A 21,417-nucleotide genomic window follows, 5' to 3' on the forward strand; every position below is an offset into this window, starting at 1 on the left:
AGATTCGGCCCGCGTACGGCGTCAGGTCGGACAGGATACGCCCGACGGAACCACCGTAGGCCAGTTCCGCCACCCGTCGTGCCCGGCGCACGGTCCCCGGCAACGGTGACCACCGGCGGCGGGGCGGGGCGGACACGGTAGCGTCTGCGGCGTGACAGCCGACCCGAATCTCGACTCCGGCCTGCCCATCCGGCTGCTGCACGACCGCGTGCTGGTCCGGATGGAGGGCAGCGAGGGTGAACGCCGATCCACCGCCGGCATCGTGATCCCGGCCACCGCGGCCGTGGGTAAGCGCCTGGCATGGGCCACCGCGGTGGGAGTCGGGCCGAACGTACGCTCCATCGTCTCCGGCGACCGGGTGCTCTTCGACCCCGACGACCGTTCGGAGGTCGAGCTGCACGGCCGCGGCTACGTGCTGCTGCGCGAACGCGACGTGCACGCGGTGGCCGCCGAGCGGGTGGAGGAGAACGCCACCGGGCTCTACCTCTGAGTGGACGTTTGGGAACGCCGGTTGCCGGTTGCCGGTTGCCGGACACGCCTACCACCGCGGCGGCAGTCACTGCCGGTGGTGGACCGCCGGACCGTGATATTGCCTTCCCGCGTCCTTTGCTCTGCCCCAACCGGGCCCGGCCCATCGGGCCGGCTGACCCGGCACGCATCGTTTGCCGCGCTCCCCGGCGGGAAGCCAGCCGCACCACCGGCCCTGGGGAGGGACGATGCCGGTATTCGTGAAGAAGGTGCTGGCCTGGGGAAGCCTCGCGTTCCTGATCTACTTCATGGCGTTCCGGCCGGAGGGCGCCGCGCAGATGTTCAAGGCGATCGGAGCGACCCTGATGATGATGGCCCAGGGGCTCGGCGACTTCCTCACCAGCCTGATGACCTGAGCGCCGCGAGGGCCGGCCCGGTCAGTGGTGCGGTGGCCAGGGCGCGGCGGGGCGGGGCCCGTACCAGCCGGGCGGGCCGTAGCCGCCGTGGAAGGCCGGCGGCGGTGGCGGCGGGGCGAGCACCACCGGAATCGGGACGACCGGTTCCTCGGGTGCCTCCACCGACCGCTGCGACCCGTCCGGGAACCGCAGGTGGTACCGGCGCCCGTCCCAGACACCGACCGGGGCCTGCGGGTCCCGGCCCACGAAGAACGACCGGTACGCGCTGATCGCGTGCAGCAGCTCCTGTTCCTCCCGGGCCGTCCGCTCCCGGTCCACCGGCCGGCGGTCCAGGCCCCGGAGCGCGCCGTCGCGCAGCAACGCCAGCCGGGTCGCCGCGAACTGGTAGCCGCGCATCGCGCGCAGCCCGGCATCGCCGGCCACCCGCCGGGCCCAGGCCCGGGCCGCGTGCCGCCGGCCGAGGCTGCTCAGCGCCGCCACCTCCGGCGGGGTGAGCCAGCCGGCCCGCACGTAGTCCGGCAGGATCCGCTCGGTGAGCCGCCCCTCCCAGGCCCGCAGCCACACCGCGAGGCCGACCATGCCGAAGAAGATCGGCACCATCACCCCGACGAAGCCCGAGACGAAGATCAGCACCTCACCGGTGGCCTCGGTCAGAGTCGGCAGCAGGTTCCACGTCCCGTGCAGCATCATCGCCACCAGCAGACCGGCGACCGGGGCGAAGAACCGGACCCGGCGGCTCGCCGATCGCGCGGCGATGCCGAGACCCACACCGGTCATCGCGGTGAAGAGCGGATGGGCGAACCCGAACAGCAGGATGCGACCGATGAACAGGAGGATCACCATCTGCGCCCCGGTGGCCGGGCCGTACTGCTCGACGCCCGAGGCGTACCCGTATCCGCCCAGGTAGAGGATGTTCTCCACCATCGCGAAGCCGATCGCGGACAACCCGCAGTAGACCAGCCCGTCGGTGATGCCCGACCACTCCCGCCGCCGGAAGACCAGCAGCAGGATCGGACCGAGCGCCTTGGTCAACTCCTCGATGAACGGCGCGACCAGCACTGCGGTGAGCGACTCCGGCAGCCCTCGATGCTCGAACCAGTCGGCGCCGGCCTCGTTGACCTTGAGTGACGCCGCGGTGGAGACGAAGGCACCCCAGACGAAGCAGAAGATCAAGTACTTCAGCGGCTCGGGTTCGTACCGGTCCAGCCAGAGGAAGCAGGCCACCAGCACCGGCACCGGCAGGATCGCGGCGGCGGTCCCGACCAGCAGCGCCTCGGGGCCGAGGCTGGTGCCGAGCGTAAAGAGCATGAAGATCGCGCAGCCGGCGATCAGCAGGATCACCCCGGTCAGTACCAGGGCCCGCTGCCAGCTGAGCCGGCGTCGCGGCATTCCGGGCACGCCGGTCTCCGCGGGTGGCCCGGCGGGCACGGACGGCGACGGCGGCAGGGATCCGCCGGACGGGGTGTCGGCCATGCGGTCAGCGTAGTCACCCCCGGCCCGCCCAGCCGGGCGCATCGGTCTCGCCGACGGTGAGCAGGAACGGCGTCCGCCGAGGCGAACTCAACCCACCGGCGGCGCGGTGGGCGACTTCGCCGCCGGCTCCGGCCCGGCCGGCGCACCCGGCCGCTCCATCTCGCCGAAGGACTGCCGCACCAGCCGGTTCGCCTCCTCCTGACTGATGCCCGAGGCCACCAGCAGATCGCTGGCGGTGGTACGCACCTGGGCGACCACCACGCTGCCGGAGAACCCGACCCCCTCGGCGTACGCCCGACCCGCCTCGCTGACCGCGCGCAGGCACCGCTCCCGGGCCTGCTCGGGCTCCTCGCCGTGGGCGAACTCCCGTTTCAGCAGGCGTACCGCCTCGGCGAGGTGGCCGACCGCGTCCGTCATCGGCTCCGGGATCGGCTCCTCGTCCTCGATCATGGTGACGGCGCGCCGGATCAGCGTGCCGGTGTTACGCATCGCCCGGTCGATCGGATCGGCCGCCTCGGCGTAGTGGGTGAGTTCGCCGCGCCGGTGCCACCTCGCCGGGGAGAGCAGCGCGGTCTCCTTGGCCCCCTCGATCGCCTCGGTGAGGGTGGCCAGTTCCGGTTTGTTGTTCCGCAGCCGGTCCAGCGCCTTCTGGGTCCTTTCCCGGTCCCGTTCGCGCAGTGCGTCGGCCGCGGTGTCGAGCTGCCCGGCGAGCAGGTCCAACGCGGGCCGGGCGGCCCGGTTGAGCACCCGCAGCGGGTTGAGCGGTAGCAGGACCGCGGTGACCAGCAGCGCGATACCGCCGCCGACCAGCGCGTCGATGAACCGGGGTAGCTCCAGGTTCGCGACCGACGGGCTGAGGGTCACGATCAGCACCGCGGTCGCGGCAGCCTGGATGACGATGGCGACGCTGCCCCCGGCGAAGATGGTCAGCAGGATGGCGGCGGTGACGACCAGCCCGAGCTGCCACGGCCCGGTACCCAGGAAATAGACCAGCAGGTCCCCCACCGCGACCCCGACCGCCACGCCGATGATCAGCTCCGCGGTCCGGCGGAACCGTTGGCCCACCGAGACGGCGAGGGTGCCGACGGCGGAGATCGGGGCGAAGACCGGCTGAGGGTTGCCCAACAGATCGTGTGAGGCGAACCAGGACAGCCCGGCCGCGAGGCCCGCCTGCACGGCCAGGGCAAGCGCCATCCGTACCCGGTGCAGGCGGTCGTGCAGGGTGGCCTTGCTCCGGCGGTGCAGTTGCGCCACCGTGTCGGCGATCCGCGCCGTGTCCACATCGGCCAGTTTCTCGCGCATCCCGTCGCGCCGCAGCAGCCGAAATCGTCGGTCCGCCATACCCGCTACTACCCGCCGCACGCCCGGACATTCCTCGCCGAAGCGGCACGACATCCCCGTCCGGTCACGGGGTCTCACCCAGGGCGGCAATGCCCACACCGGCAGGCCGGTGCGGACGAAGCCGCACCGGCTAGGGCAGACTCGGCCGCGTGGCGGGGCTCATCGAACGATGGCGAAGGGCGGCCCGGTCCGCCGGGGCGACCGACCCGGCGGCGGTGGACGCCGCCGGGACCGAGCTGGTCGAGCGGTGGCGGGAGCCGCACCGGCACTACCACGACCTCGAACACCTGACCGCCGTGCTCGATGTCGTCGACCGGTACGCGTCGGCGGCGGCGCGTCCGGAGCTGGTCCGGCTCGCCGCCTGGTGCCACGACGCGGTGTACGACCCCCGGGCACCGGGCGACCGCAACGAACACGACAGCGCGGCGCTCGGCGACCTGCTGCTCACCCGGGCCGGGCTGCCCGCCGCCGAGGTGGCCGAGGTGCACCGGCTGGTCCTGCTCACCGCCGGGCACGCGGTGGATCCGGCGGACGCCGACGGCGCGCTGCTCTGCGACGCCGATCTCGCCATCCTGGCCGCGCCACCACCGGAGTACGACCGGTACGCGGCCGCGATCCGCCGGGAGTACGCCCACGTCCCCGAGCCGGACTACCGAACCGGTCGGGCCCGGGTCCTCACCGCCCTGCTCACCCTGCCCGCGCTCTACCGCACCCCTGCCCTCGCCACCCGCTGGGAACCCCCCGCCCGCACCAACCTCACCCACGAACTCACATTGCTGAAAGGAAGGGCCCCTTCTTAACGCCTGCGGTAGTAAAGGGGCCCCCTGCTAACAGTCGGGTTGGCAGTCGGCGCGGTCGGGCCGAGGGGAACTCGTGGGGCGGGTCAGGTGTTTGGGGCGGCGGAGGTTGGCGGCACGCAGGAGGCGGACCAGGTCGCGGCTGGGGACGACACGGGCGCCGAGCCAGACCGCGGTGACGAACCGCTCGGCGGGAATGTCGTAGTGGTCACGGTCGAAGCCGCGCCGGGGCGCCCCCAGCGCCTCGGCGAAGACGTGCAGCTCGGCGAAGGAGACGTCGCTGATCAGATGCGACCAGAGACGACCCCGTGCGGGCCAGGCCGGCCGGTCGACATAGATCACGGCAGCCACGGTACCGGGCAACAGCCGCAGGTTGATGATCAGCGGCGAGCGGTCGTAGCCTCGGCGACATGTCCGCCCTCCCTCTCCTCGACGACCTGCGCGCCGCCCTCGGGCCGGACGCGGTCCTCACCGACCCCGATCTGCTGCGCGGGCACGAGCGGGACGAGGCCGACCTCTGCGCCGCCGGCACGCCGCTGGTGGTCACCCGGCCGCGCAGCACCGGGGAGGTGGCCGCGGTGGTCCGGGCGGCCGGCCGGTACGGCGTACCCGTGGTGCCGCAGGGGGCGCGGACCGGGCTGGCCGGCGCGGCGAACGCCGTCGACGGCGCGGTGGTGCTCAGCACCGTGGCGATGGACGCGATCCTGGAGATCGACCCGGTGAGCCGGATCGCGGTGGTCCAGCCGGGCGTGGTCAACGCGGCGCTCACCGCGGCGGTCGCCGAGCGGGGCCTGTGGTACCCGCCGGACCCCGGCTCGTGGGAGTCGTCCACCATCGGCGGCAACGTGGCCACCAACGCGGGCGGCATGTGCTGCGTCAAGTACGGCGTGACCACCGAGTACGTCCTCGGCCTGGAGGTGGTGCTCGCCTCCGGCGAGGTGCTGCGCACCGGCCGGCGTACCGCGAAGGGGGTCGCCGGGTACGACCTCACCCGGCTCTTCGTCGGCTCCGAGGGCACCCTCGGCGTGATCACCGAGGTGACCGTGGCGCTGCGGCCGGCCCCGGCGGAGTCGTTGACCCTGGTGGCCGTCTTCGGGTCCACCGCCGGGGCGGGCGAGGCGGTGGCCCGGATCGCCGCCCGGGGCCTCTCCCCCAGCCTGCTCGAACTGCTCGACCGCACCCACCTGCGGGCGATCGAGGCGTACCGGCCGATGGGGTTGCGCACCGACGCCGAGGCGCTGCTGCTGGCCGCCGCGGACACCGGTCCCCGGGCGGCCGAGGACCTCGCCGAGCTGGCCGCCGTCTGCGAGGCGGCCGGTGCCGAGGAGGTGTACGCGGCAACCGACGCGGTGGAGGCGGCGGCCCTGTTGCAGGCCCGGCGGCTGGCCCACCCGGCGATGGAGAAGTACGCCGCCGAGGCGTACCCGGGCGGTAACGGCGGCCTGGTCATCGACGACGTGGCGGTGCCCCGGGGCGCGCTGGCCGCGCTGCTCGACGGGGTGGCCCGGGTCGCGGCCGAGTGCCAGGTGCCGATCGGCGTGGTCGGTCACGCCGGTGACGGCAACATGCACCCCAACATCGTGGTCGACCGCGCCGACCCGGCCAGCCTGGAGCGCGGCCGGCGGGCCTTCGACGAGATCATGCGGCTCGGTCTGGAACTCGGCGGCACCTGCACCGGCGAGCACGGCGTCGGCCTGCTCAAGCGGGACTGGCTCGCCCGTGAGATCGGGCCGGTGGGCGTCCGGGTGCACCAGGCGATCAAGGCGGCGCTCGACCCGACCGGCCTGCTCAACCCCGGCAAGGTGCTCTGACCCGGCCCGCCGTCCCAACCGGCCCGCCGTCCCAACCGGCCCGCCGTCCCAACCGGCCCGCCGTCCCAACCGGCCCGCCGTCCCGACAAGGTCAGCCGTTACGACAGGGTCAGCCGTTACGACAGGGTCAGCCGTTACGACAGGGTCAGCTCGGCGGGCGTGTTCTGGGTGAGCAGCAGCAGGATCTCCTCGGCCACCGGCGGGCGTACCTCCCCGGGACAGTCCTGCGAGCTGATCAGACCGGCCACGGTCAGCAGGCTGGAGGTGAGGGCGCCGATGCAGGCGGTCCGGTACCCTCGGGCCTCGTCGGTCTCCTTCGCCAACGCCGGATCGACGAGCAGCTGCTGCAACCGTTCGCGATGCTCGTCGCTCAGCGTGCCGGTCGAGGTGACCCCGTCACCCGCGCAGTCGATGCACTCCCACCGGCCGTCGGGTGCCACGTTCAGGGTGCGCAGGGGTCCGTCCGTCCCCACCTTCTGCAACAGGCTGACCCGCTCGCTCCCGGTGGTCACGGCGCCGCCGGCACCGGGCAACCCGTCCGGCGGTGTGTTCGGTTCCGCCGATCCGGCCTGGTCGCCGAAGGGGGCGCACCCGCTCAGCGCAACCGCCAGCAGGGTGGTGATGGACAGGGAAGCCAGCCGTGACCAGGAAAGCGCAATCACGCGCGAAACTTACCCCACCGTAGGTAGCGCACGTAACCGGCCGGATGGATATCCATCGTTGCCGGCCATGAAATGCCTGGTCAGCGGGGCAGTCCGGCGTCGTCGGCTCCCCGGTCCGCGGCGTAGCCGCGCACGTCCGGCGCGCCCAGCCGCGCCGCGTCGGCGGTCGCGTCGTCCGGCATCAGCTGGGACTGCCGTTCCGCCTCCACCCGGGCCCGGTAGTGGGCCACCTCGCGGGCCCGCCGCGCCGCGTCCCAACCCAGTACCGCGCCCATCAGCTCGGCAGTGTGCTCGGCCGACTCCAGGCCCCGGTGCGTCGTCTCGATGGAGATCCGGGTACGCCGGGTGAGCACGTCCTCCAGGTGCAGCGCCCCCTCGGCCCGGGCCGCGTAGGTCACCTCGGCGGCGAGGTATTCCGGCGCGCCGGCCAGCGGGGAGGCCAGCAGCGGATCGGCGTCGATCAGCGCCAGCAGGTCGAGGGTGAGGCTGCCGTAGCGCTCCAGCAGGTGCTCCACCACGCCGACCGGCACCCCGTGCCGGCGGGCCAGATCGGCCCGGTCACGCCACATCGCCGCGTACCCGTCGGCACCGAGCAACGGCAGGTCGGCGGTGCGCGACGGCCGCTGCCCACCGAGTCGGCGGGCCGCCCGGTCGACCACGTCGGCGGCCATCACCCGGTACGTCGTGTACTTGCCGCCGGCGACCAGCAGCAGCCCGAGCATCGGCTCGATGACGGCGTGTTCCCGGGAGAGCTTGGAGGTGGAATCCGCCTCGCCGGCCAGCAGCGGGCGCAGCCCGGCGTAGACGCCCTCGATGTCGGCGGTGGTCAGCGGGCGGTCCAGCACGGTGTTGACCTGCCGGAGCAGGTAGTCGATGTCGCTGGCGGAGGCGGCCGGGTGGGAACGGTCCAGGCGCCAGTCGGTGTCCGTGGTGCCGATGATCCAGTGCCCGCCCCAGGGGATGACGAAGAGCACGCTGGTCGCCGTACGCAGGATCAGCCCGGTCTCGCCGGTGATCGCCGAGCGCGGCACCACCAGGTGCACGCCCTTGGAGGCGCGGACCCGGATGCCGGGACGCAGCCCGACGTCGTCGAGCATCCGGGACATGTCGTCGGTCCACACGCCGGTCGCGGCGATCACGGTGCGGGCGCGTACCTCGAACTCGGCGTCCGGCGAGCCGGCCGGCGCCTCCAGGTCGCGGACCCGGACCCCGGTCACCTCCCGGGCCTGCCGGATCAGCCCGACCGCCCGGGCGCTGCTCACCACGGTCGCCCCCAGGCTGGCGGCGGTGCGGGCCAGGGTGACCACCAGGCGGGCGTCGTCCACCTGCCCGTCGTAGTAGCGGATCGCGCCGGCCAGCCCATCGGTGCGCAGGCTCGGGAAGACCCGGCGCGCCCCCTCCCGGCTCAGGTGCCGGTGCAGCGGCATGCCCCGACCTCCACCGAAGAGGCCGGCGAAGGCGTCGTACGCGGCCACTCCGGCGCCGTAGTAGGCACGCCGGAACAGCCGGCCGGGCAGGTCGCGTACGCCCTGCCCGGCGGGGAGCGGCACCAGGATCGGCACCGGGCGCACCAGGTGCGGCGCGAGCCGGGTGGCCAGCAGCCCCCGCTCGGTGAGCGCCTCGTGCACCAGGTGGAACTCCAACTGCTCCAGGTAGCGCAGGCCACCGTGGATCAGCTTGCTGGACCGGCTGGAGGTGCCGGCCGCGAGGTCGCGCGCCTCCACCAGGGCCACCTTCAGCCCCCGGGACGCGGCGTCGACCGCCGCACCGGCGCCGGTCACGCCACCCCCGATGACCAGTACGTCGAAGCGCTCGGCCCGCAGCCGGCGCAGATCGGCGGCGCGGCGGTCGGGCGAGAGTTGGCCGGCAACGGATCGCAGAACGTGTGGATCGCGCACCCGTCCACGGTAGCCCCACCACCACCGTCAGCCGGGGCCCGGCCCGTCGCCGGTGTGCGTCGTACTGTGTGCGGATGCGGGCGGACTACTCCACATCCGGCGACGCCGGCAGCCCCTGGGCGGTCGTCGCGGCGGCGCTGGCCGGTTGCTGGGCGGTCGCGGTCACCGTGCTGTCGCAGGGCAGCGGCTGGTTGGTCGACCAGGTGGTGCTGGTCATCGGGCTGGACCGGCTGGTGCCGCTCTGGCCGATACTCGGCCTGCTGGTCGTACTCCTGATCAGCACCGCCACCGTGCCGCTGGCCCTGCTCCCCCGTTCACCGGCGATCCGCGCCACCGGCAGAACGTGGCTGGCCGGGGCGATCGCGCTGGGCGTTCTCGGGCTGCTGCGGGCGATCCCACCGGTGCACCACGAGGCGTACCTCGCCGCGCTGGCCGCCACGGCCGCCCTGCTGGCGCTTGTCACGAACCGGATGTCGCGGCACGTCCGGTGGGCCGGCCCGCACCGGACTGGCGGGACGCACCGAACTGCCGGGCCGGTCGCCGACGCCGCCGATCACCGCTCGGCGGATGGCGGCGGGCCGGGTCCGGCCGCGCCCGAGCGTGCCGCACGCCCGGCGGTGGTGGGACTCCTTGCCGTGGCCGCGGGGCTGGCCCTACTGCTGCCCTGGGTCTGGCTCGGCGCGCTCGGCGGGCTGCTGGAGACCCTCCTCGCGGTGCCGGCGGCAGCGGCCGTCGGGATGCTGGCCGCAGTGCTGCTGGACGCCCGGTTCTGGCACCACTTCGAGGCCGGCGAGCCACCCCGACCGGCCCGGCTGGTGCTGGTGGGCGGCCTGGTCGCCGGAGTGGTGCTGCTGCTGGTCGGTGCCGGCGCCGGTCAGTCCGGCGCCCAGTTGCCGCTGCTGGTGACGCTGCCGCCGACAGGCTTCGCGCTGGCCGCGCTGCGCGCGGTGAGCCGCCGGTCGACCCGACCGGCCGGCCGGACGCCCACCGCCGGGCTGGTCGGGCTCGGCGTGTTCGGCCCGCTGGCGTTCACCGATCCGGAGGAGATCAGCCTGCTCCTGGTCGGCACCCGGGACGTGCCGTTCTGGGTGGCGGTCGCCGCCGGTGCCGGGCTCGTCGTCGCGGTCCTGCTGGCCATCGCGTACGGTCTGCTGCTGGCCCGGCCCTCGGCGCGCCCGCCCCGCCGGGTGACGGCCGCGGCGACCGCCCTGGCCCTGCTGGTCGCGGTCGGCGCGGTCGGCGTCGTGGCCGGTCAGCCGGGCCTGCACGGCGAGCGGCTCTTCGTGGTGCTGCGGGAACAGGCCGATCTCACCGGCCTGCCGGCCGGGACGGGGAAGGCCGGTCGGGACGCCCGTGCCGCAGAGGTCTACCGGCGACTGGTCGACACCGCCGAGCGCAGCCAGGCCGACCTGCGCCGGGAGCTGCGCCGGCTGCGTCTGGGCCACACCCCGTACTACCTGGTCAACGCCGTCGAGGTGGCCGGCGGGCCGGTGGTGCGGGCCTGGCTCGACCGTCGCCCGGAAGTGGCCCGGGTCCTGGTCAGCCAACGGCTGCGACCGCTGCCGGCACCCGCCGACGCCACCGGCGGCGACACCACCGGCCCGACCGGCCCACCGTGGAACATCACGATGATCGGCGCGGACCGGGTCTGGTCCGAACTCGGGATCACCGGTATCGGGGTGACCGTGGGCAGTTCCGACTCCGGGGCGGACGGCCGGCATCCGGCCCTGGCCGGGGGCTTCCGGGGCGATGACGACTCGTGGTTCGACCCGTGGAACGGCACCCGGACGCCGAACGACCGCAGCGGGCACGGCACCCACACCGTGGGCAGCGCGGTCGGGCGGGGCGGCATCGGCGTGGCCCCCGGCGCGGAGTGGGTCGGCTGCGTCAACCTCGACCGCAACCTGGGCAACCCTGCCTCCTACCTGGACTGCCTCCAGTTCATGCTGGCGCCCTTCCCGCCCGGCGGCGATCCGTTCACCGAGGGCCGGCCGGCGAGGGCACCGGAGATCCTGACCAACTCGTGGGGCTGTCCGCCGATCGAGGGTTGCGATCCGCGGGCGCTGCTGCCGGCCACGGAGGCGCTGGAGGCCGCCGGCATCCTCGTCGTCGCGGCGGCTGGGAACACCGGCCCGTACTGCGACTCGGTGCAGGATCCCCCCGCGCCCTACCCGGACGTGCTGACCATCGGCGCGGTGGACGAACAGCGCCAGGTGACCGACTTCTCCTCCCGCGGCCCGACCCCGGCCGGGGTGGCCAAGCCGGATCTGATGGCACCGGGAACGGACGTGCTCTCCGCGATGCCCGGCGGCGGGTACGCCAGGCTCGACGGCACGTCCATGGCCGCCCCACAGGTGGCGGGCGTGGTGGCGCTGATGTGGTCGGCCCGCCCGGAACTCGTCGGCGACCTGGACCGGACCCGGCGGATCCTGCGCGAGACCGCCACCCGGGTCCCGGCCGGTCAGAGCCGGGCCGACGACTGCGGTGGCGCGCAGAACGTCGTCGGTGCCGGGCTGGTCGACGCGTACGCCGCCGTCGGCGCCGCTCACGGCTGATCTCTGCGGCGTCCGGGACGTTCGAGGGCAACCATGCGGTCGTCCGGTAGCGGTGACGCAGGTATCCGCCCCACCGAGTTCCGGGACACCCACCCACAACGCGAGCAGGGCTCGCCGAGGGTTCACCAAACCGACATCGACCTGCTACCTTCCGGCCTCATGCACGGTCATTCACCCGGGGCGGCGGCTCCCCTCCCATCGCCCGCGACAGCCCGGTGGCGTGGCATGGCGCTGCTGATCCTGCTGGGCGTGCCGGCGCTCGTCGTGGCGCTCTGCTGCGGAGTCATCCACGTCGTCACCAAATCCACCGTCGACGACCCGTTCGGCGGCCGGGGCGGCATCACCACCCAGCCCTGAGCGTCGGCAGTTAGCCCTCGGCACGGCAAAAGCGGGTGAATAGCGCATAAGACCTGATAGCGCCATTCACCCGCCCGAGCCATCGACGCCCCCTACCGTTTGGTTAAGGAGGCAGCCATGACCACGGACGACGATCAGATCCAGGACGTCCCACCCGTCACCTGGGCCCCGGTCCACGACTTCCCGGGCCAACTGCCGATCGACCGCCTCGACTACGGTGACGCCGAACAGCTGGCGGAGATGACCGGAGCGGCGGAACCGCCCGAGGAGCCGCTGATCCTGGTGGACGAGCCGGTGCCGCACCGCCCGCCGTACAACCGGGCGCAGAAACGGCGCAACCAGCGTCCCCTGCCAAGATAGGAAAAGGGCGGGCCGCTGACGCGACCCGCCCTTTCGGTGTTTGGTGCTGGACTCAGAAGTCCATCTCCCCGCCACCCGGACCAGCCGGGGCGGCCGGGGTCTTCTCCGGCTTGTCCGCCACGACGGCCTCGGTGGTGAGGAAGAGCGCGGCGATCGACGACGCGTTCTGCAGCGCCGAACGGGTCACCTTGGCCGGGTCGATGATGCCCGCGGCCAGCAGGTCCACGTACTCGCCGGTCGCGGCGTTGAGGCCGTGACCCGAGTCGAGGTTGCGGACCCGCTCGACGACGACGCCACCTTCGAGGCCGGCGTTGACGGCGATCTGCCGCAGCGGGGCGTCCAGCGCGATCTTGACGATCTGCGCGCCGGTCGCCTCGTCACCGGCCAGGTCGAGCTTGTCGAAGGCGGTCTTGCCGGCCTGCACCAGCGCGACACCACCACCCGGGACGATGCCCTCCTCGACGGCCGCCTTGGCGTTGCGGACGGCGTCCTCGATGCGGTGCTTGCGCTCCTTCAGCTCGACCTCGGTGGCCGCGCCGACCTTGATCACCGCAACACCGCCGGCCAGCTTGGCCAGACGCTCCTGCAGCTTCTCCCGGTCGTAGTCGGAGTCGCTCTTGTCGATCTCGGCCCGGATCTGGTTGACCCGGCCCTGGATCTGCTCGGCGTCGCCGGCACCATCGACGATGGTGGTCTCGTCCTTGGTCACCACGACCTTGCGGGCGCGGCCCAGCATGTCGAGGCTGACGGCGTCCAGCTTGAGGCCGACCTCCTCGCTGATGACCTGACCACCGGCGAGGATGGCGATGTCGGTCAGCATGGCCTTGCGGCGGTCACCGAAGCCCGGCGCCTTGACGGCGACCGACTTGAAGGTGCCCCGGACCTTGTTGACCACCAGGGTGGCCAGGGCCTCGCCCTCCAGGTCCTCGGCGATGATCAGCAGCGGCTTGCCCGACTGCATGACCTTCTCCAGGATCGGGAGCAGGTCCTTGACCGACGAGATCTTGCTGTTGGCGATCAGGATGTACGGGTCGTCGAAGACGGCCTCCATACGCTCCGGGTCGGTCATGAAGTAGGCCGAGATGTAGCCCTTGTCGAAGCGCATACCCTCGGTGAGCTCCAGCTCCAGACCGAAGGTGTTGCTCTCCTCGACGGTGATGACGCCTTCCTTGCCGACCTTGTCCATCGCCTCGGCGATGATCTCGCCGACGCTGGTGTCACCAGCGGAGATGGAGGCGGTGGAGGCGATCTGCTCCTTGGTCTCGACGTCCTTGGCGAGCTTCAGCAGCTCCTCCGAGACGTTCGCGACCGCGGCCTCGATGCCCCGCTTCAGGGCCATCGGGTTGGCACCGGCAGCCACGTTGCGCAGACCCTCGCGAACGAGAGCCTGGGCCAGGACGGTCGCCGTCGTCGTGCCGTCACCGGCGACGTCGTCGGTCTTCTTGGCGACCTCCTTGACCAGCTCGGCGCCGATCTTCTCGTACGGGTCCTCGAGCTCGATCTCCTTGGCGATGCTCACACCATCGTTGGTGATGGTGGGGGCACCCCACTTCTTCTCGAGCACGACGTTGCGGCCCTTGGGGCCGAGGGTCACCTTCACGGCATCGGCGAGCTGGTTCATGCCCCGCTCGAGGCCGCGGCGCGCCTCTTCGTCGAACGCGATCATCTTGGCCATACGGCGTTGTCCTCCTGGACACTCACGGGCCACCCGAGTGTGTGCCCCGGATGGGCCGTCTGGTGTACGCACCTTGGGACGTCGCCACCTGGCGACGGCGACGTCTCCTCGGCCGGGCCGGATAGCCCGCGACGACCGGCCATGTGCCCCACTCGTGGTTGTGCCACGAGTGCGGCCGTGGCCCCACCGTCCCGACCATCTGGCACTCACGCTATGCGAGTGCCAATGACTTGTTTAGCACTCTGCCCTGCCGAGTGCAAGCGCGACCGCCCGGGTCAGCCGAGTTCGGCAGCCAGTTGCGCGCTGTTCACCGGAGCCTCGTGGGCCCGCTGCTCGGCGTAGGTGACGACCAGCCCGACCAGCTGGGCGAGATGGGCCGGCAGCGCCAGCAGCGCTCCCACCCCGATCACGATCGTCACGCCCGCCGCCGCACCCGGGGAGTCCAACGGCACGGCGCCGAACGGCATCCTCGCCACCGACTCCAGCACACCGGCGACCAGCGACACCACGATCGCGGTCACGAACACCAGGGCCAGCCGACCGAGCAGCATGCCGAACCGGGCCAGCAGCATCCGGTGGGACCGACTGATCGGATCACGCCGCTCGAACAGGTACACCGGGCCGACCATGGCCAGGGCGAATGCCGCGTAGATGCCGGGCAGAAGGCAGAAGCAGGCACCGAGGGTCACGATCAACGCAATGATCAACGTCCAGGCCCAGAGGCCGAGCGCCCGGCGCAGGCCGTAGCGCAGAGCGGCACCGAGGCTGACCGCCTCGCCGGCTGCCTGCCGGGCGATCACCCAGGTCCCGGCGGCCCAGCCGGCACACTGCACCAAGCCGATGATCAGGCCCCCGCCGACCAGCACACCCAGCATCACACCGAGATCGGTCCAGAAGGTCGCGGGCAGTTCGGCGGTGTCGCCGACGACCTCGACCTCCCAGCGCCCCGCGGGCTCCACCGCCAGCGCGAGGATCGAGAGCGCCGCAGCCGGCAGCACCTGGGTCAGTACGAGGATCGGCAGCAGCAGCTGCCAGCTCCGGCGGACCGCGCCCACGCAGCGGGCGAGCCAGCCGCCCAGACCGGCGCCGGGCGGGGTGACCAGGACATCGGACGGATCAAGACCGTATCCGGCCGGGTGGTACCAGCCGTAGGGCGGCTGGCCGGGATAAGACTGACCCGGGTAAGGCTGGCCCGGATACGGCTGACCCGGGTAAGGCTGGCCCGGGTGAGGCGGCTGGCCGGGATAGGCCGCCGGCATACCGGGCGGGTCCGGCTCGCCGAGGGAAGGCCGGGACGGATCTGCCGGGGGTGGCTGGTCGGACATGAACCCTCCTCAGCGATGGCTGAACGGCTCATGATCTTCCCTTGTGAGGTGCCCGCACCGCAGCCCCCACCGGCCACGATCACGCCACACCTGCCGGCGGTCGGCCGGCGCGGTGGGCGGCATGCAGTCAGGCGATGAGGCGTACCCGCTCGGCCTGGGGGCCCTTCTGACCCTGGGCGATCTCGAACTCCACCCGCTGGCCGTCGTCCAGTGCCTTGTAGCCGTCCATCTCGATCGCGGAGAAGTGGACGAAGACATCCTGCCCGCCGTCGACGGCGATGAAGCCGTAGCCCTTTTCGGCGTTGAACCACTTCACGGTGCCCTGTGCCACGGTGTTGTCCTCACTCTGCACGGCGTTCCACTACCCCGGGACTGCCGGCGCGCCGGCACCCGGAACCCACCGGTTTCCGGGTCGAAGACGACCACTGAAACGGTGACCGAAATCGCACGGTACACGAGGCGTGACGGCGGCGCACGACCACAAATCGGGCATATTCCGGCCGAGGGCATCGTCGTACGTCATTGTGATAAGCATGCGGGCATGACGAGCGTCGCGGACGACACGGGCCGACGGCTCGCCGAGATCCGTCGGGTCCGGCCCACGGATGCCAGCCGGATGCGCGCGCTGCGCCTGGAGATGCTCGCCGATGCCCCGTTGGCCTTCCTGGAGACCGTCGCCGAGGCAGCCGCCCGCCCGCACGCCGAGTACGCCGCCCGGATCGCCCAAGTCTCGGCCGGCGTCAATACCGCACAGTTCGTGGCGGACCCCGGCGGTCGGCTGGTCGGGCACGCGGGCGGGCTCGCCCACCCCGCCGAGCCGGGCGTCACCCTCCTCTACGCGATCTACATCACGCCCGCCTGGCGCGGCAGTGGCCTGCTCGCCGACCTGGTGGCCGCGGTGGCAACCTGGTCCCGGGCCTGCCGGCGGGACGAGCTGATGCTCGAAGTGGTGGTGGGCAACGACCGCGCCTACCGGGCATACCGGAGATTGGGCTTCGTCGACACCGGCGTCCGCGTCCCGCACCCGAGGATCCCCACCCTCCGCGAACTCGAGATGCGCCGCCCCGCGTAGCTTTCCGGGCTCCGGAATCAGGGTGAGACGGAGGGTTCCGGGGCAGCCCCGGAACCCCGCCCCGTGACTAGATGTGCCGGCGACTCTGCACGATGCGGAACCGGTTGGCGACGTACGCGCCGTCGGTCAGCGCCGAGTTGGCCGCCGCGTTCGCCCCGCTGCCGTGGAAGTCGGAGAAGGCCGCCGACTGGTTCACGAAGACCCCGCCGGTGAGGTTGCCGGAGAGGTGCACGCCGACCTCGATCGCGGCGGTCTCGGTGGCGTCCAGCACCGACTCGTCGGTGGAGTAGACCGCGGCGGTCAGCGCGCCCTTCTCCCCCACCGTCGCGCGCAGGATTTCCAGGCTGTGCGCGGTGGAGTCGGTGGCGATGGCGAAGGAGATCGGCCCGAACCACTCCCGCGAGTAGGTCGCGGTGTCGCCGGCGTCCAGCTTGACGATGGTCGGCGTACGCACGACCGCGCCGGGGAACGACGGGTGCTCGACGGCACGCGACTCCAGCACCGGCTCACCGACCTTGGTCACCTCGTCGAGGCGCTCCAGCACGCCGTCGTTGACGATCGCACCGGTCAGCTCGACGCCCCGGGCCGGGTCGGCGGTGAGCTTGCCGACCGTCGCGGCGATCCCGGCAGCCACCTCGTCGAAGCTCTTGTGCCCCTGGTCGGTGGCGATCCCGTCACGCGGGATGAGGATGTTCTGCGAGGTGGTGCACATCTGGCCGCTGTAGAGCGTGAGCGTGAAGCCCAGGTTGCGGCACATGCCGGCGAAGTCGTCGGTGGAGTCGACCACCACCGTGTTGAGCCCGGCCTTCTCCGTGTAGACGGCCGCCTGCCGGGCGTTTGCCTCCAGCCAGTCGCCGTACTCGGTGGAACCGGTGAAGTCGACGATCTTGACAGCCGGGTGCAGAGCCAGCGTCGAGGCGAGCTTCTCGCCGGGGGCCTCCGGGGCGAGCAGCACCAGGTTCGGGTCGAAGCCGGCCTCGGCGAGCACCTCGCGGGCGTAGCGCACGGTGATGGCGAGCGGGAGCACGGCGCGCGGGTGCGGCTTGACCACCACCGGGTTGCCGGTGACCAGCGAGGCGAACAGGCCCGGGTACGAGTTCCAGGTCGGGAAGGTGTTGCAGCCGATGACCAGGGCGACACCCCGGGGCACCACGTGGAAGGTCTTGGTCATCCGCAGCGGGTCGCCCTTGCCGGCGGCCTTCTCCCAGCCGGCCGTGCCGGGGTGCCGGGTCATCTCCGCGTACGCGTAGGCGATCGCCTCCAGGGCGCGGTCCAGCGCGTGCGCACCACCGGCCTGGAAGGCCATCACGAACGCCTGGCCGCTGGTGAACTGCACCGCGTTGGCCAGCTCGAACACGTGCTTGTGCAGCCGGTCGAGGATCTCCAGGCAGACGCCCACCCGGGCCTGCGGGCCGGCGTCACGCCAGCCGGGCAGCCCGGCGGAGGCGGCGGCGACGAGCTGGTCGGCGCTGGCGTGCGGGTAGCGCACGTTCAGCTCGACGCCGAACGGGCTGGCCTCGGTGGCGACCCGGTCGCCGTCGCCCGGCTGGTCGAGCGGGAAGTCTCCGCCCAGGTACGCCTCGAAGGCGGCCTTGCCGTCGGCGGCCGCGTTCTCGCCGTACACCCGGGGGCTGGGCGATTCCGGGTAGGCCGACCAGTACCCCCGCTCCGTGATCGCGGTCAGCGCCCGGTTGAGGGTTTCGGCGTGCCTGTCGTACAGGGGGTGCGGGGTGTCCGTCATGCCCGCCATCATGCAACAGAAACCCCCGCCATCAGTAGGGGCGTGTCACAACTCAGATGGTCAGCTGCCAGTTGCTCCACCGGTCCACCAGCCGGAAGCCGAGTTGCTCGTTGATGGCGATCATGTGGTCGTTACTCTCCGCGTTGAAGGTGTCGATCGCCCGGACGGCGGGCTCGTGGGCGAGCAGGTGGCGCAAGTTCTCGATCTTGGTGAGCAGGCCGAGTCGATGCCCGCGGTGTTCCGGATCCACGATGGTGATCTGCTGGAACGCGTGCCAGTCCGCGGACGCCCCGACCTCCAGCAGGGTCCACGCGACCAGCCGGCCGGACGCCTCGTGGCGGACACCGAGGTGGTAGCGACGCCGGCCGCGCGCCTCCAGCGCCAGGTCGGTGCCGCGCAACCGCTCCGCGTCGACCTGCTCCGGCTCCCAGGCCAGGTCGCCCATTGGCGCGTCGGCCAGCAGCCGCCCGTCGAGGTACGCGACGTCGGCGGCAAGGTCGTCCGGGGTGTGGCCCCGCCAGTGCAGCACGCGATAGCCCGACGCCCTGGCCCGGGCCTCGGCCAGCAGCGCGTCCAGCCCCGCCTGGTCGAGATCGGCGACATCCAGCCGTCGCCGCACGTCCACCAGGGCGTTGACCGCGCCGGTGGCCGCGGCGAACGCGGTCGCGGGCGCCGGGCGGTCGGGCTCGCCGGGCAGGTGGGCCCGGCTCATCGCGGTCACCCTTTTGCGTCCCCGCTCGCGGAGCAGGCCGAGGCCGTGCTCGTGGAGCGCCCGACCGACGCCCCGCCGGCGGTACGCCGGGTGCACGACCAGGCTGGCCGAGGCGTTCTCGGTGTTCTCCAGCTGCGGCAGGTCGAGCGCGAGGTGACCGGCGGGCTCGCCGTCGAGCCGGGCCAGCAGGTTCACCGGCGCGTTGCCCGGCATCGGATGGCGGACCGTGGCGGTGAACCGCTGCCGGCAGGAGGGCGGGAAGTCTGGTGTGTCCACGGCCGTGGCCGCCACACCGACCTGGTACGCCTGCTCGATGGCTGCCTCGTCGGCGGGCCCGAAGGTGGTGATGGTGACGGTCATCCCCGCAGCGTGCGCCACGAAAAACGAGCGGGCCAGCGAATTTCCCGCTGGCCCGCTCGGAGGTTGGTCGGGAGGGACGATCGCACAACGCCTCCGGCGCTGGGTCGTAAAGACTGAAAGTCTACGGCGAAACGCCCTCCCGCACGGAGCATCTTGCGCCGTCCGGTTCCTGCCCGTCAAGTCCCCAACGGCGTGTTTTTCATACTCACAGCTAAAAGCCAGTTACCCGGCGAATCCTCCCGAGCCGTCCAGGCGGCCCATCGTGCTCCACTCGGGCCCCGGCCAGCTGCGACGCCGGGCGCTGTCAGCCGAGGAGACCGGCGTCGCGGGCGGCCCGCAGCGACGGCTTGATCCGGTGGGTCGGGCCTGCCTGGCCGGCGACCGCGTCGAGCGTCTTGAGCCCCTCGCCGGTGTTGAAGACCACGGTCTCCGCGGCCGGGTCGAGCCGCCCGGACTCGACCAGCTTGCGCAGGACCGCGACGGTCACCCCGCCGGCGGTCTCCGCGAAGACCCCGGTGGTACGCGCCAGCAGCCGTACGCCGGCCCGGATCTCGTCGTCGTCGACGTACTCCATCCACCCGCCGGTGCGGCGTACCGCTTCGAGGGCGTACAGGCCGGCCGCCGGGTCACCGATGTTGAGCGACTTGGCGATACCGGTGGGCTTGACCGGGGTGATGGTGTCGCTCCCCGCGTGCAGGGCGGTGGCGATCGGGTTGCAGCCGGCCGACTGCGCCCCGAAGACCTTCCAGCCGCCGGCCGGCGGCTCGACCAGCCCGATCTCGACCAGCTCGCTGAACGCCTTGTCAATCTTGGTGAGCAGCTCGCCGGAGGCCATCGGGATGACCACCTGGGCGGGAATCCGCCAGCCGAGTTGCTCGGCGACCTCGTAGCCGAGCGTCTTCGAGCCCTCCGCGTAGTACGGCCGGACGTTCACGTTGACGAACGCCGTGTCCTCGAACTCGTCGGTCTCCACCAGTTCGCCGCAGAGCCGGTTCACGTCGTCGTACGACCCGTCGATGGCGACCAGCTCACCGCCGTAGACCGCGGTGGTCACCACCTTGCCCTGCTCCAGGTCGCTGGGGATGAAAACCACTGACGGGGCGCCCACCCGGGCGGCGTGCGCGGCGACCGAGTTGGCCAGGTTGCCGGTGGAGGCGCAGGCGTACCGCGAAAAGCCCAGCGCTCGGGCCGCGCTGAGCGCCACGGACACCACCCGGTCCTTGAACGAGTGGGTGGGGTTGGCGCTGTCGTCCTTCACCCATAGCGGCGCGGTGATGCCCAACTCGGCGGCGAGCCGGTCGGCGGCCACCAACGGGGTCAGCCCGGGATCCAGGGTGACCCGGGTGGCCGGGTCCTGGCCGGCGGGCAGCAGGGCGGCGTACCGCCAGAGGTTGCGCGGGCCGGCCTCGATCTGCTCCCGGGTGACGGCGGCGAGGGCGGCCGGGTCGTAGTCGACCTCCAGCGGGCCGAAACACTCGTAACAGGCGTGCTGGGCGGCGAGCGGATAGCGGGCCGAACAGGCACGACAGACCAGGGCGCGGGCGGGGCTGGCGGTGGTGTCGATGCCGGAAGGGACGAGCGTCGACGTCATGTCGAGAGTCCTCTCATCTTTCCCCGCATCGCACCCTGCGGCGGGGACGGAATTGGCACCTGCCCCGCCGGACGCTCAACGATGAGCGCGGGGGGTGGTTGCCGGGGCGTCGTCGGGCCGTATCCCTCAGCCCCTCTGGATGAGGTATGCAGTTGTAGCGCCGAGTCTAGGCATTCCCGCCGCGCTCGTCCCCCGCCAATCTCAGCCTGTGAGCCATTCCTCACCCGCCTTGACGTGTCCCGATGGGCTCGTCAGGCGGTGCTGGCCGGGCTCGCCGGCCGTGACGCGGGCGGCCCGGTGACCGGGCCGCCACCGTCAGGCCGACACCGGCCGGCGCTCACCCGCGCCGAGGTCGACCCGCGCGTCGCCGCGCCGCCGCAGGTTGTCGAGTGCCCAGACACCCGGGCCGAGCGCCGCGACCAGGAGGAACGACCAGCAGAAGAGCACGGCCAGCTCGCCGTGGTTGCGCAGCGGCAGCAGCGCCTCGGGCTGGTGGACCACGAAGTACGCGTAGGCCATCGAGCCCGACGCCAGCAGCGCGGCGGGCCGGGTGAAGAGGCCGACGAGCACCAGGGCACCGCAGATCGCCTGGATCAGGGCGGCCCACCAGCCGGGCCACTGCCCGAGCGGGACGGGCTCGCCGCTGCCCCGGTTGCCGCCGAAGACGCCGAACAGCGACGCCAGGCCGTGGAAGAGAAACAGCAGGCCGATCACCATGCGGAACAGGGACAGGGCCGGCCCGCCGAACCGGTCAGTTCGCATTCCGATACCTCCGTTGCAGATGGACGGTGCCATCAGAATGC

20 protein-coding genes and 1 riboswitch are annotated in these 21,417 nt (G+C 72.4%); of the genes, 8 read left to right on the forward strand and 12 right to left on the reverse strand.

All coding sequences use genetic code 11. From position 1 onward, the window contains the following. The first annotated feature begins 151 nt into the window (after window positions 1-151). A complete protein-coding gene (locus ACQPYA_RS28505) occupies window positions 152-490 on the forward strand; it encodes a GroES family chaperonin (RefSeq protein ID WP_433530096.1) in 339 nt (112 codons plus the stop codon). A gap of 226 nt (window positions 491-716) precedes the next feature. Then, window positions 717-884, forward strand: a complete 168-nt coding sequence (locus ACQPYA_RS28510; RefSeq protein WP_199524026.1) for a hypothetical protein — start codon at window positions 717-719, stop codon at window positions 882-884. 21 nt (window positions 885-905) lie between these two features. On the opposite strand, the gene ACQPYA_RS28515 is transcribed toward ACQPYA_RS28510, so the two are convergent. Together ACQPYA_RS28515 and ACQPYA_RS28520 are read right to left on the reverse strand one after the other, a co-directional pair. Continuing rightward, window positions 906-2,399: a PrsW family intramembrane metalloprotease gene (locus ACQPYA_RS28515; protein ID WP_433530097.1), complete on the reverse strand. Its 1,494-nt coding sequence runs from the start codon at window positions 2,397-2,399 to the stop codon at window positions 906-908. A 45-nt stretch (window positions 2,400-2,444) separates the two neighbouring features. Beyond that, entirely contained in the window at window positions 2,445-3,698 is a 1,254-nt protein-coding gene (locus ACQPYA_RS28520; protein ID WP_433530098.1) for an FUSC family protein, read from the reverse strand. Window positions 3,699-3,847: 149 nt separating this feature from the next. On the opposite strand from ACQPYA_RS28520, the gene ACQPYA_RS28525 reads away from it, so the two are divergent. Beyond that, on the forward strand, window positions 3,848-4,498 hold the full coding sequence (locus tag ACQPYA_RS28525) for an HD domain-containing protein (RefSeq protein WP_433530099.1): 651 nt from the start codon (window positions 3,848-3,850) through the stop codon (window positions 4,496-4,498). Window positions 4,499-4,525: 27 nt separating this feature from the next. Here the strand turns inward: ACQPYA_RS28525 and ACQPYA_RS28530 are convergent, their stop codons facing one another. Further along, on the reverse strand, window positions 4,526-4,837 hold the full coding sequence (locus tag ACQPYA_RS28530) for a DUF4031 domain-containing protein (RefSeq protein WP_433530100.1): 312 nt from the start codon (window positions 4,835-4,837) through the stop codon (window positions 4,526-4,528). A gap of 68 nt (window positions 4,838-4,905) precedes the next feature. Here ACQPYA_RS28530 and ACQPYA_RS28535 point away from each other — a divergent pair, with 68 nt between their 5' ends. Beyond that, window positions 4,906-6,306, forward strand: a complete 1,401-nt coding sequence (locus ACQPYA_RS28535; RefSeq protein ID WP_433530101.1) for an FAD-binding oxidoreductase — start codon at window positions 4,906-4,908, stop codon at window positions 6,304-6,306. Between the two features lie 134 nt (window positions 6,307-6,440). Here the strand turns inward: ACQPYA_RS28535 and ACQPYA_RS28540 are convergent, their stop codons facing one another. Together ACQPYA_RS28540 and ACQPYA_RS28545 are read right to left on the reverse strand one after the other, a co-directional pair. Then, the gene (locus tag ACQPYA_RS28540; RefSeq protein ID WP_433530102.1) at window positions 6,441-6,968 is read right to left on the reverse strand and encodes a hypothetical protein; all 528 of its coding nucleotides are present in this window, start codon (window positions 6,966-6,968) and stop codon (window positions 6,441-6,443) included. 80 nt (window positions 6,969-7,048) lie between these two features. Further along, window positions 7,049-8,866 (reverse strand): glycerol-3-phosphate dehydrogenase/oxidase, encoded by a 1,818-nt coding sequence (locus tag ACQPYA_RS28545; protein ID WP_433530103.1) that lies wholly within the window; start codon window positions 8,864-8,866, stop codon window positions 7,049-7,051. Window positions 8,867-8,940: 74 nt separating this feature from the next. Between ACQPYA_RS28545 and ACQPYA_RS28550 the strand changes: the two genes are divergently transcribed. The 3 genes from ACQPYA_RS28550 (at window position 8,941) to ACQPYA_RS28560 (ending at window position 12,138) form a co-directional block, all read left to right on the forward strand. Then, entirely contained in the window at window positions 8,941-11,421 is a 2,481-nt protein-coding gene (locus ACQPYA_RS28550; protein ID WP_433530104.1) for a S8 family serine peptidase, read from the forward strand. 225 nt (window positions 11,422-11,646) lie between these two features. Further along, window positions 11,647-11,778 (forward strand): hypothetical protein, encoded by a 132-nt coding sequence (locus ACQPYA_RS28555; protein WP_433530105.1) that lies wholly within the window; start codon window positions 11,647-11,649, stop codon window positions 11,776-11,778. Between the two features lie 117 nt (window positions 11,779-11,895). After that, a complete protein-coding gene (locus ACQPYA_RS28560; RefSeq protein ID WP_433530106.1) occupies window positions 11,896-12,138 on the forward strand; it encodes a hypothetical protein in 243 nt (80 codons plus the stop codon). 52 nt (window positions 12,139-12,190) lie between these two features. Here the strand turns inward: ACQPYA_RS28560 and groL are convergent, their stop codons facing one another. The 3 genes from groL to ACQPYA_RS28575 form a co-directional block, all read right to left on the reverse strand. Next, complete coding sequence (gene groL, locus ACQPYA_RS28565) at window positions 12,191-13,813, reverse strand: chaperonin GroEL (RefSeq protein ID WP_433530107.1); 1,623 nt, start codon at window positions 13,811-13,813, stop codon at window positions 12,191-12,193. A gap of 275 nt (window positions 13,814-14,088) precedes the next feature. After that, the gene (locus ACQPYA_RS28570) at window positions 14,089-15,138 is read right to left on the reverse strand and encodes a DUF3824 domain-containing protein (protein ID WP_433530108.1); all 1,050 of its coding nucleotides are present in this window, start codon (window positions 15,136-15,138) and stop codon (window positions 14,089-14,091) included. A 127-nt stretch (window positions 15,139-15,265) separates the two neighbouring features. After that, the gene (locus ACQPYA_RS28575) at window positions 15,266-15,469 is read right to left on the reverse strand and encodes a cold-shock protein (RefSeq protein WP_018787966.1); all 204 of its coding nucleotides are present in this window, start codon (window positions 15,467-15,469) and stop codon (window positions 15,266-15,268) included. Between the two features lie 210 nt (window positions 15,470-15,679). Here ACQPYA_RS28575 and ACQPYA_RS28580 point away from each other — a divergent pair, with 210 nt between their 5' ends. Then, window positions 15,680-16,210, forward strand: a complete 531-nt coding sequence (locus ACQPYA_RS28580; RefSeq protein WP_433530109.1) for an N-acetyltransferase family protein — start codon at window positions 15,680-15,682, stop codon at window positions 16,208-16,210. Between the two features lie 67 nt (window positions 16,211-16,277). Here the strand turns inward: ACQPYA_RS28580 and paaN are convergent, their stop codons facing one another. The 4 genes from paaN to ACQPYA_RS28600 form a co-directional block, all read right to left on the reverse strand. Beyond that, a complete protein-coding gene (gene paaN, locus ACQPYA_RS28585) occupies window positions 16,278-17,951 on the reverse strand; it encodes a phenylacetic acid degradation protein PaaN (protein ID WP_433530110.1) in 1,674 nt (557 codons plus the stop codon). 52 nt (window positions 17,952-18,003) lie between these two features. Beyond that, window positions 18,004-19,023 (reverse strand): N-acetyltransferase family protein, encoded by a 1,020-nt coding sequence (locus ACQPYA_RS28590; RefSeq protein WP_433530111.1) that lies wholly within the window; start codon window positions 19,021-19,023, stop codon window positions 18,004-18,006. A 304-nt stretch (window positions 19,024-19,327) separates the two neighbouring features. Beyond that, entirely contained in the window at window positions 19,328-20,614 is a 1,287-nt protein-coding gene (thrC, locus tag ACQPYA_RS28595) for a threonine synthase (RefSeq protein WP_433530112.1), read from the reverse strand. Between the two features lie 10 nt (window positions 20,615-20,624). Then, window positions 20,625-20,760, reverse strand: a riboswitch (SAM riboswitch). 169 nt (window positions 20,761-20,929) lie between these two features. Next, entirely contained in the window at window positions 20,930-21,376 is a 447-nt protein-coding gene (locus ACQPYA_RS28600) for a DoxX family protein (RefSeq protein WP_433530113.1), read from the reverse strand. Between the last annotated feature and the right edge of the window lie 41 nt (window positions 21,377-21,417).

The sequence above is a fragment of the Micromonospora sp. CA-263727 genome (assembly GCF_050942455.1).
Taxonomy (GTDB): Bacteria; Actinomycetota; Actinomycetes; order Mycobacteriales; family Micromonosporaceae; genus Micromonospora.